This is a genomic window from Pseudomonas baltica (genome assembly GCF_031880315.1).
In the GTDB taxonomy this organism is placed as follows: domain Bacteria; phylum Pseudomonadota; class Gammaproteobacteria; order Pseudomonadales; family Pseudomonadaceae; genus Aquipseudomonas.
In genome coordinates, this window is sequence record NZ_CP134771.1 from 6,617,387 (window position 1) to 6,630,422 (window position 13,036).

Genomic DNA, 13,036 nt, shown 5'->3' on the forward strand with positions numbered 1-13,036 from the left:
GGCGAACTCCGCCGTGGTCTTTCCAGGCATTCCTGATCGCAGCTTGAACACACCGATGCCAGGCTGGTCACAGACTTGCACTAACCCATCGACAATCGCTAAGGATCCACTTATGAGTGCAGGTCACAATCATGCTCAAGTCCGCGCGGGGCACGAGAAAAAGCTGCTTGCGGCCCTACTGCTGACGACAGCGTTCATGATCGCCGAGATCGTCGGCGGGCTGGTGACTGGCAGCCTCGCCCTCCTCTCTGACGCTGCGCACATGTTCACTGACTCTGCGGCGTTGGCGATTTCACTGATCGCTTTCCAGATCGCCAAGAAACCCGCTGATCGCATGCGTACTTTCGGCTACGCACGGTTCGAGATTCTGGCCTCGGCCTTCAATGCGATTCTGCTGTTTTTGGTGGCGCTCTACATTCTGTACGAGGCCTATCAGCGGTTGGTAGAGCCTTCACCGATCCAGTCGACAGGCATGTTGATCATCGCAGTGCTCGGCCTTTTGGTGAACCTGATTTCGATGCGGATATTAGCCTCGGCAAGCGGTGACAGCTTGAACATGAAAGGCGCCTACCTGGAGGTCTGGAGCGACATGCTCGGCTCCATGGGCGTGATCGTTGCCGCGATCCTGATTCGCTTCACAGGCTGGACATGGGTCGATTCCCTGGTGGCTGCAGGCATTGGCCTATGGGTGCTTCCGCGCACCTGGACGCTGTTGAGGGAAAGCATGAACGTGTTGCTTGAAGGTGTCCCGAACGGGATTGACCTCGAACAGGTCGAGCAGGCGATTCTGGCGGTGGATGGGGTAAAAGCCGTTCACGATCTCCACGTGTGGTCGGTGACCAGCGCGAAAAACGTGATGAGCGTACACGTGGTGATAGCCGCCAGTGCCGCCGATGGCCAAGAGATTCTGGGCAAGGTCACCGAATCCGTCAGCCATAGTTTCGAGATCGGTCACTGCACCATCCAGCTTGAACATGACGGCTTTCATGCCGCAGAGCACGGCGAAGAAGGCCACCACCATTGATGGTGTGCCTGCGGCGTCCAACGCCGCAGGCGACGGTCACGCCTCTAGACCGCGTCCTCGAATTTCGCGCCGTAAGACTGGCTTCTCGGCTTGGCGCCTAGGGGCGCTCGATCACAGCGTGTGATGTTCACCGTTGCCGGCAAACACCAGAAACTCTTCCGCGAACCTTTGCACCAACCCTTGTCGCGGTGCATTTTCCGAGCGAATCACCAGAAACCCGGTATCCACTCGCACGCTCAGAGGCTTGCTGACCACGCCCCGGCCAATGAATTGCTGCGCCGTGGGCGGGTCGACGATGCTCACTCCCAGCCCCTGCGCAACCAGTGCGCACGCGGTGTAGGACAAACCGGTTTCCAGATGGGCCAGCCGCGGTACCTCGGCAAGCGCCAAGGTCACACCGGCCGCGAATAGCGAACCAGGCGCCACGGCGATCACGCACTCACCGCTGAGATCTGCAGGCTCTACCACGGCGACCCCCGCCAGTCGATGCTCGGCGGGTACCACGACCACCGCATCCATGGGCACCGCCTGGATATTCAGCCCATGACGGTTCAGCGGCCCCTCCGCATAACCGATATCCGCCTGCCCGGATGCCACCATTTCCGCCACCAGATGGGATGGCACCCCCAGCAGGCTGACCTGCAGCTCCGGCCGGGGCGCCAGGAAGCGGGCGAGAAACACCGGCAACAGGGTGTTGGCCACCGCCGGCATTGCCGCGATACGCAGCGACCCCGCGGTCTGTTCATCGATGCCACGGGCGACGCGGGCTATGCGCTCCAGGCCGATAAAAGATCGCTCGATCTCGGGAATCAATGCACTGGCCTGCGCGGTTGGCTGCAACTGATTGCCGCGACGCTCGAACAGGGCGAAACCCAAGGCCTCTTCCATATCCCGCACCAGCCGTGTGACCGCCGGCTGCGTGACAGACATGAGATGAGCCCCGCTGGTCATGCTGCCGGTGCGCATCACCGCGCGAAACGCTTCGACCTGACGAAGAGTGAGCCGCATGCATCCTCCATAACATCCATTCATTCTGAATCAAGATAAATTGATTATGGATTATGCCTGCGCCATGAGAGATTCACTCCAGATTATTTCGAGATGGCGCCATGAGCGTCACCCAGGCGGCAACTGCGGTTTTTCTATCTGCCCTTGATCAAGCGGTCCTCCACCAGGGGCACTCCATGACGTTTTGGCAAACGATGGGTTTTGGCGAGCAAGGCTGGGCGGCCGACATGTTATTGGCGACGCTCATGACCTGTGCCATCACCTTTTGCGGATTCGCCTGCGGCGGCCTGATCGGGGGCGTCGGATGCTGGGCAAAACGCTCGCGATTCAGATCACTGCGGGCGCTGGCCGACCTCTATACCACCGTGCTGCGCGGCGTCCCGGATCTGCTGATCATCTACCTGTTCTATTTCGGCAGCAGCATGGTGTTGACCCAGGCGGCTCGTGAACTGGGGGTGGAAAGCTTCGTCGGCTTACCGCCCTTTCTAGTGGGCGTGGTGGCGATCGCCGTGGTGTCGGGTGCCTATCAGATCGAAGTCCTGCGCGGCGCCATGGGCTGCGTACCGCGCGGCACCCTTGAGGCGGGACGTGCGCTGGGGTTGGACGGTGCCAGGTTGTTGCTGCTGGTCATCGCCCCGCAGGCGTTGCGATTCGCCCTGCCGGGGCTGGCCAATGTCTGGTTGCTGGTGCTCAAGGAGTCGGCCCTGATCAGCGTGGTGGGTATGGTCGAGTTGATGCGCCAGGCGCAGATCGGCGCGGGCGCGACGCACCAGCCCTTTTGGTTCTACGGCACTGCGGGCGCGCTGTATCTGCTGGTCAGTGTCAGCAGCAGCCAATGCCTGGGCCGCCTGGAACGGCGGCTGGCGCTGCCATCTGGGGGCCAGTGATGGATGGGTCGTTCATGCTCGACTGCTTCCTGCAACTGCTCAAGGGGTTGCCCCTGACCCTCAGGCTGGCCGCGTGCGCCTGCCTGGCGGGCTTTGCCCTGGCCTGGCTGCTTTGCGCCATGCGCCTTTCGGGCAAGCGCTGGCTGGACGTCCCGGCATGGTTGTTGGTTGAAGTGTTCCGTGGCACGCCCTTGCTGGTGCAGCTGTTCATCATCTACTACGGCTTCAGCCAGTCTGCCTGGCTGCGCGCCAGCTTCGCCTGGCCCTACCTGCGCGACGCCTACTGGTGCGCCCTGCTGGCGCTGACCCTCAACACTGCAGCCTACACCAGTGAAATCCTGCGCGGCGGCGTCAAGGCCGTCGCTACGGGGCAACAGGAAGCCGCCGCAGCCCTGGCCCTGAGTCGCTGGCAAATCTGGCGCCACGTGATCTGGCCGCTGGCCTGGCGGCAGATGCTGCCCGCCTACGGCAACGAAGTGATCCTGATGATCAAGGCGACCTCGCTCGCCTCCATCGTCACGCTTATGGAAGTCACCGGCATCGCCGCCCGCCTGGTCTCGCAAAGCTATCGGCCGGTGGAAGTGTTCGTGTGTGCCGGGGCCTTGTACCTGCTGATCAATTTTTCCATCACCCGTGTGGTGATGTGGCTCGAACATCGTCTGCACCGCGACCGCGCGGTGTCTACCCATTCGCACTGAAACGAGGAACCGCCAATGATCCGCAACTCTTTGCTGGGCACAGTGTTAGGGCTGTCGCTCAGTAGCTTGATGGCCCACGCCGATGACGCGCCGGTGCTGAAAATCGCCACCGAGGGCGCCTATGCCCCCTGGAACTTCATCAAGCCCGGCGGGCAGCTCGACGGCTTTGAAATCGACCTGGCCCATGAGCTCTGCGCGCGCATCAAGGCCAAATGCGAAGTCGTGGCGCAGGACTGGGACGGGCTGATCCCCTCACTCAATGCTGGCAAGTTCGACGCGATCATGGCGGGCATGAGCATCACTGAAAAACGCCAGCAGGTGATTGGCTTCAGCCGCCCGTACGCGGCGCCACTCAATGGCTTGCTGGTGATGGGCGACGGCCCGCTGGCCGCCTTGCCCGACGCAAAGGCCACCTTTGATCTGGACAGCGATGAAGCCGGCGCCAAGGCCTGGGTGACGAAAATGACACCGCTGCTCAAAGGCAAGGTACTGGGTGTACAGGGCTCGACCACGGCGTCAGCGTTCGCAGAAAAATACCTCTCCGGATTGATGGACGTGCGTGAATACAAAACCGTCGACGCCCACAACCTCGACTTGGTCAGTGGTCGCATTGATGCGGTGCTGGCCAACGCGGTGGTGCTCAAGCTGGCCACCGAGCAAGCATCGATGCAGGGCGCAAAAATGGCCGGGCCGATCTTCGCCGGTGGGGTCTTCGGGCCCGGTATCGCCATTGGTGTGCGCAAGGATGACAGCGCCCTCAAAGCGCGTCTCGACCAGGCCATCAACGAAGAAATCGCTGACGGCAGCCTGAAGAAACTTTCCGAAAAATGGCTGAAACTCGATGTCACTCCTCTCAAGTAACACTTGTGCAAGAAACAGGAGCGCAGCTCGATGACGACGCCCAGGATTTGTGTCGTTGGCGGCGGCCTGGTGGGCATGGCCCTGGCGTATGGCCTGGCCTGCGCCGGCGAATCGGTGTGCCTGCTGGATCAGGGCGATGTCGCCTGGCGTGCGGCGCGCGGCAACTTCGGACTGGTATGGGTACAGGGCAAGGGCTTTGGCCTGCCTGCCTACGCACGCTGGACGCGGACCTCGGCCGCCCTGTGGCCACGGCTGGCCCAGGACCTGATGGCGGACACCGGCATTGACGTACACCTGCACCAACCCGGCGGCTTTCAGCTATGCCTGGATGGCGCCGAGCTGGAAGAGGAAGTATGGCGCCTGAGCTGGCTGCGCGAAGCAGTGGGCAGCGACTACCGCTTCGAGGTCCTCGACCCCGTGCAACTGCGCCAGCGCCTGCCCGGCGCAGGCCCGACCTTGGTCGGTGCCTGCTATTGCCCCGACGATGGCCACGTCAATCCATTGCTGCTGTTACGGGCGTTGAGCACCGCCATGCAAAAGCGCGGAGTGATCTTGCATACCCATGCCAACGTGCAGCGTATCGAACGCGCTGGCGACGCTTATCGGCTGTCGGGCGAGGGGCGCGAGTGGACCGCCGAGCGCGTAATCTTCGCCGCCGGGCTGGGCAACCGTGCACTGGCGGCGCAGGTAGGGCTGAACATCGAGGTGCAACCCAACCGCGGACAGATCCTGGTCACCGAGCGGATTGCACCGTTCCTGCACTACCCCACCAGTTACGTCCGCCAGACCGCCGAAGGCAGCGTGCAGCTGGGCGACTCCCATGAAGCCGTGGGGTTGGATGACGGTGTGAGCCGAGGCGTCATGGCCGATCTGGCGCAGCGGGCCGTGCGCTGTTTCCCCCTGCTGGCCAAGGTTCAGGTGGTCCGCACCTGGGGCGCATTGCGGGTACTGAGCCCCGATGGCTTTCCGATTTACCAAGAGTCCCGCGAGGCACCCGGGGTATTCGCCACCACGTGCCACAGCGGCGTGACCCTCGCCGCCGCGCACGCATTCGTGCTGTCGCCGTGGCTGGCCGGGGGGCCTGCTCCGCACGCCATAGCGGCCTTCAACGACCAGCGGTTCAAGGAGCATGGCCATGGGCGCTGAGCCTTTATTTACCAGCCTCGATGGCGATGATCAGGTGCGGGTCAGCATCGAGTTCGACGGACAAGCGATAAGCGTGCTCGATAACGTGCCGTTGGCCAGTGCATTGCTCGAAGCTGGCGTCGAATATACCCGCCGCCACCCGGTCAGCGCCGGGCCGCGCAACGCCTATTGCATGATGGGGGTGTGCTTCGAGTGCCTGGTGTCGATCGAGGGGGTTTTGCAGCAGGCTTGCCAGGTCCCGACGCGCTCCGGGCTGTGCGTCAGCCGGTACGCTATCCATCCGGCCGAGGAGGCAAGCGATGAATGAATCGATCGATGTGCTGATCGTCGGCGCCGGTCCGGCGGGCATGGCGGCAGCGCTGCAGTTGCACGCATTGGGCGTGCAGGTGCGCGTGCTGGACGACCAGGCCGGTCCGGGCGGGCAAATCTATCGTGGTGCCCATCAAGCCTCGGGCAAACGCAGTGCCGTACTGGGTGCGGACTACCAGGAAGGGATCGGCCAGGTGCGCCGGTTTCTGGCCAGCGGCATCGACTATGTTGCACTTGCCTCGGTGTGGTTGATCACGCCAGAGCGGGAGGTGCACTACCGCGTGGACGGTCAATTGCGCCGGGTCAAGGCGCAGAAGGTCTTGCTGTGCAGCGGCGCTTATGAACGGCCGATGCCGTTGCCAGGCTGGACGCTGCCGGGGGTGATGACCGCAGGCGCTGCGCAGATCCAACTCAAGGGCGCGGGCCAGATCCCCGTCTGCCCCGTGGTGATGGTGGGCAGCGGCCCATTGTTCTACCTGCTGGCGTGGCAATTGATGCGCGCCGGCGTGCGCATCGAAGCGCTGGTCGACACCGCCAGCCCCCTGGACCTTTTGCGGGCGCTGCGCCATTTGCCTCGGGCGCTGGGCAATCTGCGGCAACTGGGCAAGGGCCTGAAATTGTTGTACGCCCTGCGCCGGGCTGCGGTGCCCTGGTTTCGTGCTGCCAGTGGTGTGCGGATCGAAGGTCAGGCCCACGCCGAAGGGGTCAGCTTTGTCAGTGGCGGCCGGTCTCATCGTTTCTCCAGCCGGCTGGTGCTGCTTCATCAAGGCGTCGTACCCAATACTCAGCCGACCTTGGCACTGCGCGCGGCACATCGCTGGGATGAGCAACGTCAATGCTGGGTCGCAGAGCAGAGCGAATGGGGAGAACTGAGCGTGGCCGGCTGCTTTGTAGCCGGCGATGGCGGTGGTATCGAAGGTGCCGAAGCGGCAGCGATACAGGGCAGGATCACCGCGATCGGTATTACCCTGGCGTTGCAACGGCTCACACCCGAGCAAGCGCAGAGCCTGGCAGGGCCCGAGCGCAAGCGCCTGACCCAGGTGCGCAGCGCGCGGCCGCTTCTGGACGCCCTGTACCCACCGCAGCGCGCCTACCTGGCCCCCGCCGACGAGACCATCGTATGCCGCTGTGAAGACGTGACCGCAGGCGCCATCCGTCAATACGCGGCGCTCGGCTGCCAGGGGCCGAACCAGACCAAAGCCTATGGACGCTGCGGCATGGGGCCTTGTCAGGGGCGCCAATGCGGCTTGTCAGTGACGCGCCTGCTGGCCGACGCCCACGGCGTCAGCCCGGCCGAAGTGGGTTACTACCGCATCCGCCCTCCCCTCAAGCCCATCACCTTGGGCGACCTGGCCAACGAACAATGAATTGCCCTTACCTGCCATCTCCCATCGACTGCGAAGGACACACACCATGACCGATATCATCCGCCAGCAACCCAACGCCCGCCTCAGCCGCGCGGTCATTCACAACAACGTCGTTTGGCTGGCCGGCGTCGCCCCCGCCGACTGTAGTCAGGACGCCGCCGGTCAGACGCGCCAGGTGCTGGCGCGTATCGACGAATTATTGAAGGATGCCGGTACCGACCGCAGCCGCTTGCTGTCGGTGCAAATATGGATGGGGCACATGGCGCGCGACCTGGAGGCCATGAACAGCGCTTGGGTAGAATGGCTCGGCGATGCCGGCCGCCCCGCGCGCGCGACCTGCCAGGTGGCCTTCGACGATCCGGACTTGCTGGTGGAGATCATCGTGACAGCGGCGGTCAAGGCACCAGACTGATCAGCACATGGCGCTGGAGTCCCCACCGCCGGGCCAATCCTTGGCCAGGGGATGCGGCCCAACAAAGCTTGGGCCAGCCAAGCCTCTTTTGCCTTCACCTCGCGGCACATGGCGCCATCAGGCAAGTTGCAGAACGAGCGATTAGAACTGCGACTGCACTTGCAGTCCCAGGACCAGCGCATTATCCACTTGGCGCACGCCATCCGGGTTCTTGACGAACTGCACGTTCGGCATGATGTTCAACCACTTGGTCGCCTGAATCCCGTAGTTGAGCTCTGCCGCATATTCCGTGTGCTGCTCAGGCACGTAGGCTGCATCGTCGTAGCTGGCGCCGCTCTGGTCATTGGCTGTTTTGGCATTGCGCAAGAACCGCGAACTGGCGTGAATGCGCGCGATACCCAGCCCCAGAGTATCCGTCGGACGCGCGTCGAACGGACCTTTGTAGGTCAATGCGACCTTTTGGTAGCTGTCTACCGCAGTGGTGGCCTTGTCCTGGAACGTGGCGCTCGCCGACAACGTCAGGCCGCGGGAGGTATCACCGCCCACTGAGGTCAGTTGCTGCTTGCCGATCAGCCAGAAACCGTGCCGGCTCGAATCGCTGCGATACGCGTCGCCGGTGATGGCCGCCACACGGTTGTTGTCGTCCTTGTAGACGTCGGTGCCATTGGCGGAACTGTGGTAATAACCCAGGCGATATTCCCCAGGCAGTTGGCTGACCTTGGGCGTCCAGATCAGCTCGACAGGCACGAAGGTGCCGGAAGTACCGGAGCCGTTGAGCTTGAAGCCATTGTCGTTATCGAGGTCGGACGGATTGACGTTGAATGCGCCGATTTGTGCGTAAACCTGATCGGCCACGCGATAACGAATGCGTGCCGCCCATTGGCTGATGGGCGAGTTATAAATGCTGTCGACGTAGTTGCCCGGCTGGGAGCCGCAGAATGCCAGGCTTTGAAACACGCAATCCTCGACCGCGAATTCGTCACTGACCGCGAACCGACCCGCCTTGATGTTGATACGGTCGTCGAACCAGCCTTTGCTCAACCACAGCTCGCTCAGCCGGGTCACACTGCCGCGACCTTGGATTTGCTGAGTCGAACTCATGCCCGTGGCGCGGGGATCGGCAATCTTGTCGTTGATGTTGTCGCCGTTACGATTGGTCAGCGAGATACTGAAAGCCGTGTCGCTCCACCCCATGAGTTTTTGCAGATCGATATTCGCGCCCAGATTGAACTGGTCCGCGTAGCGGGTCACCCTATCGTGCTTCTTGTAGCCTCCGTGAACATTGGAGGCAGACTCGCCAAGGTAGCCCATCTGGATATCGATACCCTTGTTCAGCCACTCGGTGCGCAATCCGCCCCAATCCCCGGTCATCCATGGAGAGTCGGCAGCGAATGCATCCGCCGCCTGGACATCAAGCGAGCAACCGGTGGCGGCGCACAATGAAAGAATTGCCAGAAACGCGGGGCGCGGACGAGCGGCGGCGCGAGAGCCATATGGCATAAACAATCAATCCTTTTTTAGTTATCGACCTGCAGGCAATACGCACCTGAGCAAGAGTGATGCTGGCGTCAGGGCTTGAACTAAAAATCCCAGACATCAACATTGAATTTTTAATATTGACGTAATAGTTTGCCACGCCCTTCGGTAAAAATCACAGTTTAGATTGTTGCGCTTCCTGCAAATACTTATTACCTGGGCCGCTCTATAATCAACACCAATCCCATGTTATGAGCGGCGCAAAAGGACTATTTGTTCTTGGCGGCACCCGTGACGATCAGTTTCGTGCGCACGGTGGATCAATCCGAGTGATCATGCTTCCCGGTATTCCACCGTCAGGTGAGTGACCTCATGCACCGGCTTCAAGACTGCCCGCACGTCATCCGCCGAGAGTTCGGCACTGCCATACACACTGACGATGGCAGCTCGGGCCTGCGGGCCAACGCGCCACACGTGCAGGTCGGTGATGGCGAGTGTTCCGCTTTGATCCAGCAACTCGCGGATTTCTTTGGCCACGTGCTCGTCGGTCCTGTCCAGCAGCACCGCAGAGGTGTCCTTCATAAGCGACCACGCCCACCGGGCAATTACCACAGCACCGACGATGCCGATCACCGGATCAAGCCAGACCCAGCCCAGGAACTTGCCTGCCAGCAACGCGGCGATGGCCAGCACGGAAGTGACCGCATCCGCCAGGACGTGCACGTACGCCGACCGCAGGTTGTTATCCGCGCCATGGGTGTGGTCGTGATGATGATCATGATTGTGTGCATGCCCATGCCCACCACCGGATAGCAGCAACGCGCTGACGATATTCACGATCAAACCAACAATGGCGATAAGCGTGGCGGTGCCGAACTGAACCGCCGTCGGCTCGAGCAAGCGCATGACCGACTCCACGCCTATGCCCGCTGAGATCAGGCCAAGGATGAGCGCGGAGGCGAATCCCCCGAGATCACCGACCTTGCCGGTCCCGAAGCTGTAGGCGTCGCTGGTCGCATGTTTACGCGCAAACCCATAGGCCGCCGCGGTGATGCCCAAGGCAGCAGCATGAGTGGCCATATGGAAGCCATCAGCGAGCAGCGCCATGGAGCCGGTGATGTACCCGGCAGCAATCTCACCGACCATCATGACCACCGTCAATACGACGACCCACAGGGTGCGGCGCGCATTTTGATCGTGATCGATGCCCAGAAAGTTGTGGCTATGGACGTGGTGTAACGCTGTGGTTTTCATAGCGGTCTCATTTCCCATAGCGGCGAATGGCTTCGAGCAGCTCGCGGGTACCTTGGGCTCGCTCTTCATCGGACAAGCCCGCCTTGGCGACGTGCTCCCAGGCGTGGTCTTCGATGATTTCATCCAGCAAGCCGTTCATGGCGCCACGAGTGGCGGCCACCAGGTGCAGGGTCTTGGCACAATCTGCGTTGCCTTCCAAGGCCCGCTCGATCGCCTGAACCTGACCCGCAATGCGCTTGACCCGCTGAAGCAACGCCTCTTTTCCCACCTTGGTGTGCGACATGGGATACCCCCCTACCCTATAAAGACGAGCATCATGTACGGCATTGGCGTCGAGAGCAATACGCGAACCACCCAACATTGCGCCGGAAACCGATTGCACCAGGCCCCGCCCTGACATACCTTGCCCCGCTCACTGACTACGCAGCGAACCTTGAGCTGCAAATGCGAGACGTGCGGCCACACGGGAGGCCCGTGATACGTTTCGAAGACATCGCCCCGTCTGACTGGGCTGGCGCCGCCGAGCTGTCAGGTGGCACGCCTGAGGGGTTTCCCCAGCATCGGTTAGGAAGGAACGGCTTGTACGAATAGGGTTCGAACCTTTCACACCCATTTTTCAGGAGTCACCATGAAAATCGATTTGAGCGGTAAACGCGCCCTGGTCACCGCCTCTACCGGCGGAATCGGCTACGCCATTGCCAAAGGCCTCGCTGAGGCCGGCGCCACGGTCGTCGTCAACGGCCGCAGCGACAAGTCCGTCAATGGCGCCGTCGCCCGTCTGCAAGCCGAAGTGCCTGACGCGTCGATCTCGGGCGTCGTCGCCGACCTGGGCAATGCGCAAGGCGTTGCTGCGCTGGTCAGCGGTGCGGGGGCGATCGATGTGCTGGTCAACAACGCCGGCGTCTATGGCGTCCAGGATTTTTTTGAAACCGCCGACGACGTCTGGGACCAGTACTGGGACACCAACGTCATGTCGGGGGTGCGCCTGAGCCGCGCACTATTGCCGGCCATGGTCGCCAAGGGCTGGGGTCGGGTGGTATTCATCGCCTCGGAGTCGGCCCGTAATATTCCGGCGGACATGATCCACTACGGCGTTTCCAAAACGGCTCAGCTGGGCTTGGCCCGTGGCTTGGCCAAACGCGTTGCCGGCAGCGGCGTGACCGTCAACAGCGTGTTGCCAGGCCCGACCTTGTCCGAAGGCATGGCCGGTATGCTGCAAGGCGAAATAGAGCGTAGCGGCAAATCCTTGGAAGCGGTCGCGGCCGACTTCGTGAAGGAACATCGCCCGAGTTCGATTATCCAGCGCGCCGCTTCGACTGACGAAGTGGCCAACATGGTCGTCTACGTCTGCTCGCCTCAAGCCAGCGCGACCACCGGCGCCTCGCTGCGGGTCGACGGCGGCGTGGTCGACGATATCGTTTGATGTGCCGGAGGGGGGGCGCTTGGAGCCGCCCCTCCCCGTCGGGGTTGCCATCGCGGACGCGTAACTCGCTCGGCCAGAAGAAACGCTTGCGTACGCTTTTCTAATCCTCTGCTTTTATAAGCTGTCCAAGCGTATTTACGGATTGCACGGCCATCCCCTCGAACGGCACCGGCACTGACTTCACCGCCCCATTCAGATTCCGATACCGGTGATAAATCCCTCCTCCCGGCAGCAGCCGCCCACGCTCTACCTGCCGTTGCCCGTCGAGCACATAGCGTACCGTCTGCTCCTGTCCGAGCGCCTGCCCGTCACCGGCGTGCAGGTCTTGGGCGAGCACGCGCAGGGTTTCGTCGATACACTGCTGCAGTTGCCCATCCACCAACGCCATATCCAGTTGACCATCATCAACGCATTGCGTACCGCAACGGCGGAACGGCTGGCCGACGACCTCGATATGCCGGCGGTACAAGGCGCTACCGGCGATGTCCTGTACCTGCACGCGGCTCACCAGGGTGAAGCTACCCCGGTCGGCCGAAAGCACCAGTTGCGGCTCCACAATCAAATGCGCGGTGACGGCGCCTTGCCCCAAAGGCAGCCCTGCGGTCATGCCTGCCTGCCGGAAGCGTTGGGTCAGCTTGTCGTCCACCGCCTGGTTGCTCAGTAGCGCCGCCATTGGCCGGGCATCTTTTTGCGCTGCGGCGCGGGCGTCTCGCTCCAGCACGCCGGTGCCGGTCTGGGTATTGATTGCGCTGGCCACCAGCAGCCCCACTACCCCACCCGCCTGCACCGAACTGCGAGTGACATTATTGGTGGTGAGCGCAGCAGCCTCGGCCGCCTTGGCATCGATCACCATCTGCGCGCTGACAAAACCGTCCTTTGGCACCTGCACCTGAACCTGCACGCCGTGGGCAGTGACATAAGGCAATGCAGTCGGATCATTGAAACTGGCTTCGGGCGGCGGACTTTGCGCGCAGCCGGTCAAGGTCAGCGCGGTCAATAGCGCTATCGAGCACCTGAGCTTCATTTCGAAAAAGGCGTAATGACCATCTGCCGACTGCTGTCCACGGCCTGGTAGTAGGCGTTGGACAGGTTCGCGTAGTTGGGCTGGTCCCACTCGCCCTGAGCCGGTTGGGTCACGGCGAACGGTTTGTACCACAGCAGGTGATTGTCC

General features: G+C 62.2%; 14 protein-coding genes. 9 read left to right on the plus strand and 5 right to left on the minus strand.

Annotated features, from left to right (window positions below; genetic code table 11):
• Positions 1-112 precede the first annotated feature (112 nt).
• Complete coding sequence (locus REH34_RS29925) at positions 113-1,024, plus strand: cation diffusion facilitator family transporter (RefSeq protein WP_311970271.1); 912 nt, start codon at positions 113-115, stop codon at positions 1,022-1,024.
• A gap of 111 nt (positions 1,025-1,135) precedes the next feature.
• Here the strand turns inward: REH34_RS29925 and REH34_RS29930 are convergent, their stop codons facing one another.
• The gene (locus tag REH34_RS29930; protein WP_311970272.1) at positions 1,136-2,032 is read right to left on the minus strand and encodes a LysR substrate-binding domain-containing protein; all 897 of its coding nucleotides are present in this window, start codon (positions 2,030-2,032) and stop codon (positions 1,136-1,138) included.
• Positions 2,033-2,208: 176 nt separating this feature from the next.
• Between REH34_RS29930 and REH34_RS29935 the strand changes: the two genes are divergently transcribed.
• From REH34_RS29935 to REH34_RS29965, 7 genes are read left to right on the plus strand one after another with little or no spacing between them, the layout of a single operon-like run.
• Positions 2,209-2,919 carry an ABC transporter permease subunit gene (locus REH34_RS29935; RefSeq protein WP_311970273.1) on the plus strand — a complete coding sequence of 237 codons (711 nt, stop codon included), beginning with the start codon at positions 2,209-2,211 and terminating at the stop codon, positions 2,917-2,919.
• Positions 2,920-2,933: 14 nt separating this feature from the next.
• A complete protein-coding gene (locus REH34_RS29940) occupies positions 2,934-3,617 on the plus strand; it encodes an ABC transporter permease subunit (RefSeq protein ID WP_311970274.1) in 684 nt (227 codons plus the stop codon).
• A 15-nt stretch (positions 3,618-3,632) separates the two neighbouring features.
• The gene (locus tag REH34_RS29945) at positions 3,633-4,478 is read left to right on the plus strand and encodes a transporter substrate-binding domain-containing protein (protein ID WP_311970275.1); all 846 of its coding nucleotides are present in this window, start codon (positions 3,633-3,635) and stop codon (positions 4,476-4,478) included.
• Between the two features lie 30 nt (positions 4,479-4,508).
• On the plus strand, positions 4,509-5,624 hold the full coding sequence (locus tag REH34_RS29950; protein WP_311970277.1) for an FAD-dependent oxidoreductase: 1,116 nt from the start codon (positions 4,509-4,511) through the stop codon (positions 5,622-5,624).
• Positions 5,614-5,931, plus strand: a complete 318-nt coding sequence (locus tag REH34_RS29955) for a (2Fe-2S)-binding protein (RefSeq protein ID WP_311970278.1) — start codon at positions 5,614-5,616, stop codon at positions 5,929-5,931. Before REH34_RS29950 ends, REH34_RS29955 begins: the two co-directional genes overlap by 11 nt.
• Complete coding sequence (locus REH34_RS29960; protein WP_311970279.1) at positions 5,924-7,300, plus strand: FAD/NAD(P)-binding oxidoreductase; 1,377 nt, start codon at positions 5,924-5,926, stop codon at positions 7,298-7,300. The genes REH34_RS29955 and REH34_RS29960 overlap by 8 nt, the downstream gene beginning before the upstream one ends.
• A 46-nt stretch (positions 7,301-7,346) precedes the next feature.
• Complete coding sequence (locus REH34_RS29965; protein ID WP_311970280.1) at positions 7,347-7,712, plus strand: RidA family protein; 366 nt, start codon at positions 7,347-7,349, stop codon at positions 7,710-7,712.
• Between the two features lie 141 nt (positions 7,713-7,853).
• Here REH34_RS29965 and REH34_RS29970 read toward each other — a convergent pair whose 3' ends face one another.
• From REH34_RS29970 to REH34_RS29980, 3 genes are all read right to left on the minus strand, one after another.
• Positions 7,854-9,212 carry a carbohydrate porin gene (locus REH34_RS29970; protein ID WP_311970281.1) on the minus strand — a complete coding sequence of 453 codons (1,359 nt, stop codon included), beginning with the start codon at positions 9,210-9,212 and terminating at the stop codon, positions 7,854-7,856.
• 309 nt (positions 9,213-9,521) lie between these two features.
• On the minus strand, positions 9,522-10,442 hold the full coding sequence (gene dmeF, locus REH34_RS29975; protein WP_311970282.1) for a CDF family Co(II)/Ni(II) efflux transporter DmeF: 921 nt from the start codon (positions 10,440-10,442) through the stop codon (positions 9,522-9,524).
• A 7-nt stretch (positions 10,443-10,449) separates the two neighbouring features.
• Positions 10,450-10,725, minus strand: coding sequence for a metal/formaldehyde-sensitive transcriptional repressor (locus tag REH34_RS29980; RefSeq protein WP_311970283.1), 276 nt, complete (start codon positions 10,723-10,725; stop codon positions 10,450-10,452).
• Between the two features lie 345 nt (positions 10,726-11,070).
• On the opposite strand from REH34_RS29980, the gene REH34_RS29985 reads away from it, so the two are divergent.
• Complete coding sequence (locus tag REH34_RS29985) at positions 11,071-11,865, plus strand: SDR family oxidoreductase (RefSeq protein WP_311970284.1); 795 nt, start codon at positions 11,071-11,073, stop codon at positions 11,863-11,865.
• A 100-nt stretch (positions 11,866-11,965) separates the two neighbouring features.
• Here the strand turns inward: REH34_RS29985 and REH34_RS29990 are convergent, their stop codons facing one another.
• A complete protein-coding gene (locus REH34_RS29990; protein WP_311970285.1) occupies positions 11,966-12,862 on the minus strand; it encodes a hypothetical protein in 897 nt (298 codons plus the stop codon).
• Positions 12,863-13,036: the final 174 nt, after the last annotated feature.

Coding starts and splice junctions, on each gene's coding strand:
- REH34_RS29925 (WP_311970271.1), top strand. CDS start 113: ATGAGTGCAGGTCACAATCATGCTCAAGTCCGCGCGGGGCACGAGAAA.
- REH34_RS29930 (WP_311970272.1), bottom strand. CDS start 2,032: ATGCGGCTCACTCTTCGTCAGGTCGAAGCGTTTCGCGCGGTGATGCGC.
- REH34_RS29935 (WP_311970273.1), top strand. CDS start 2,209: ATGACGTTTTGGCAAACGATGGGTTTTGGCGAGCAAGGCTGGGCGGCC.
- REH34_RS29940 (WP_311970274.1), top strand. CDS start 2,934: ATGCTCGACTGCTTCCTGCAACTGCTCAAGGGGTTGCCCCTGACCCTC.
- REH34_RS29945 (WP_311970275.1), top strand. CDS start 3,633: ATGATCCGCAACTCTTTGCTGGGCACAGTGTTAGGGCTGTCGCTCAGT.
- REH34_RS29950 (WP_311970277.1), top strand. CDS start 4,509: ATGACGACGCCCAGGATTTGTGTCGTTGGCGGCGGCCTGGTGGGCATG.
- REH34_RS29955 (WP_311970278.1), top strand. CDS start 5,614: ATGGGCGCTGAGCCTTTATTTACCAGCCTCGATGGCGATGATCAGGTG.
- REH34_RS29960 (WP_311970279.1), top strand. CDS start 5,924: ATGAATGAATCGATCGATGTGCTGATCGTCGGCGCCGGTCCGGCGGGC.
- REH34_RS29965 (WP_311970280.1), top strand. CDS start 7,347: ATGACCGATATCATCCGCCAGCAACCCAACGCCCGCCTCAGCCGCGCG.
- REH34_RS29970 (WP_311970281.1), bottom strand. CDS start 9,212: ATGCCATATGGCTCTCGCGCCGCCGCTCGTCCGCGCCCCGCGTTTCTG.
- dmeF (WP_311970282.1), bottom strand. CDS start 10,442: ATGAAAACCACAGCGTTACACCACGTCCATAGCCACAACTTTCTGGGC.
- REH34_RS29980 (WP_311970283.1), bottom strand. CDS start 10,725: ATGTCGCACACCAAGGTGGGAAAAGAGGCGTTGCTTCAGCGGGTCAAG.
- REH34_RS29985 (WP_311970284.1), top strand. CDS start 11,071: ATGAAAATCGATTTGAGCGGTAAACGCGCCCTGGTCACCGCCTCTACC.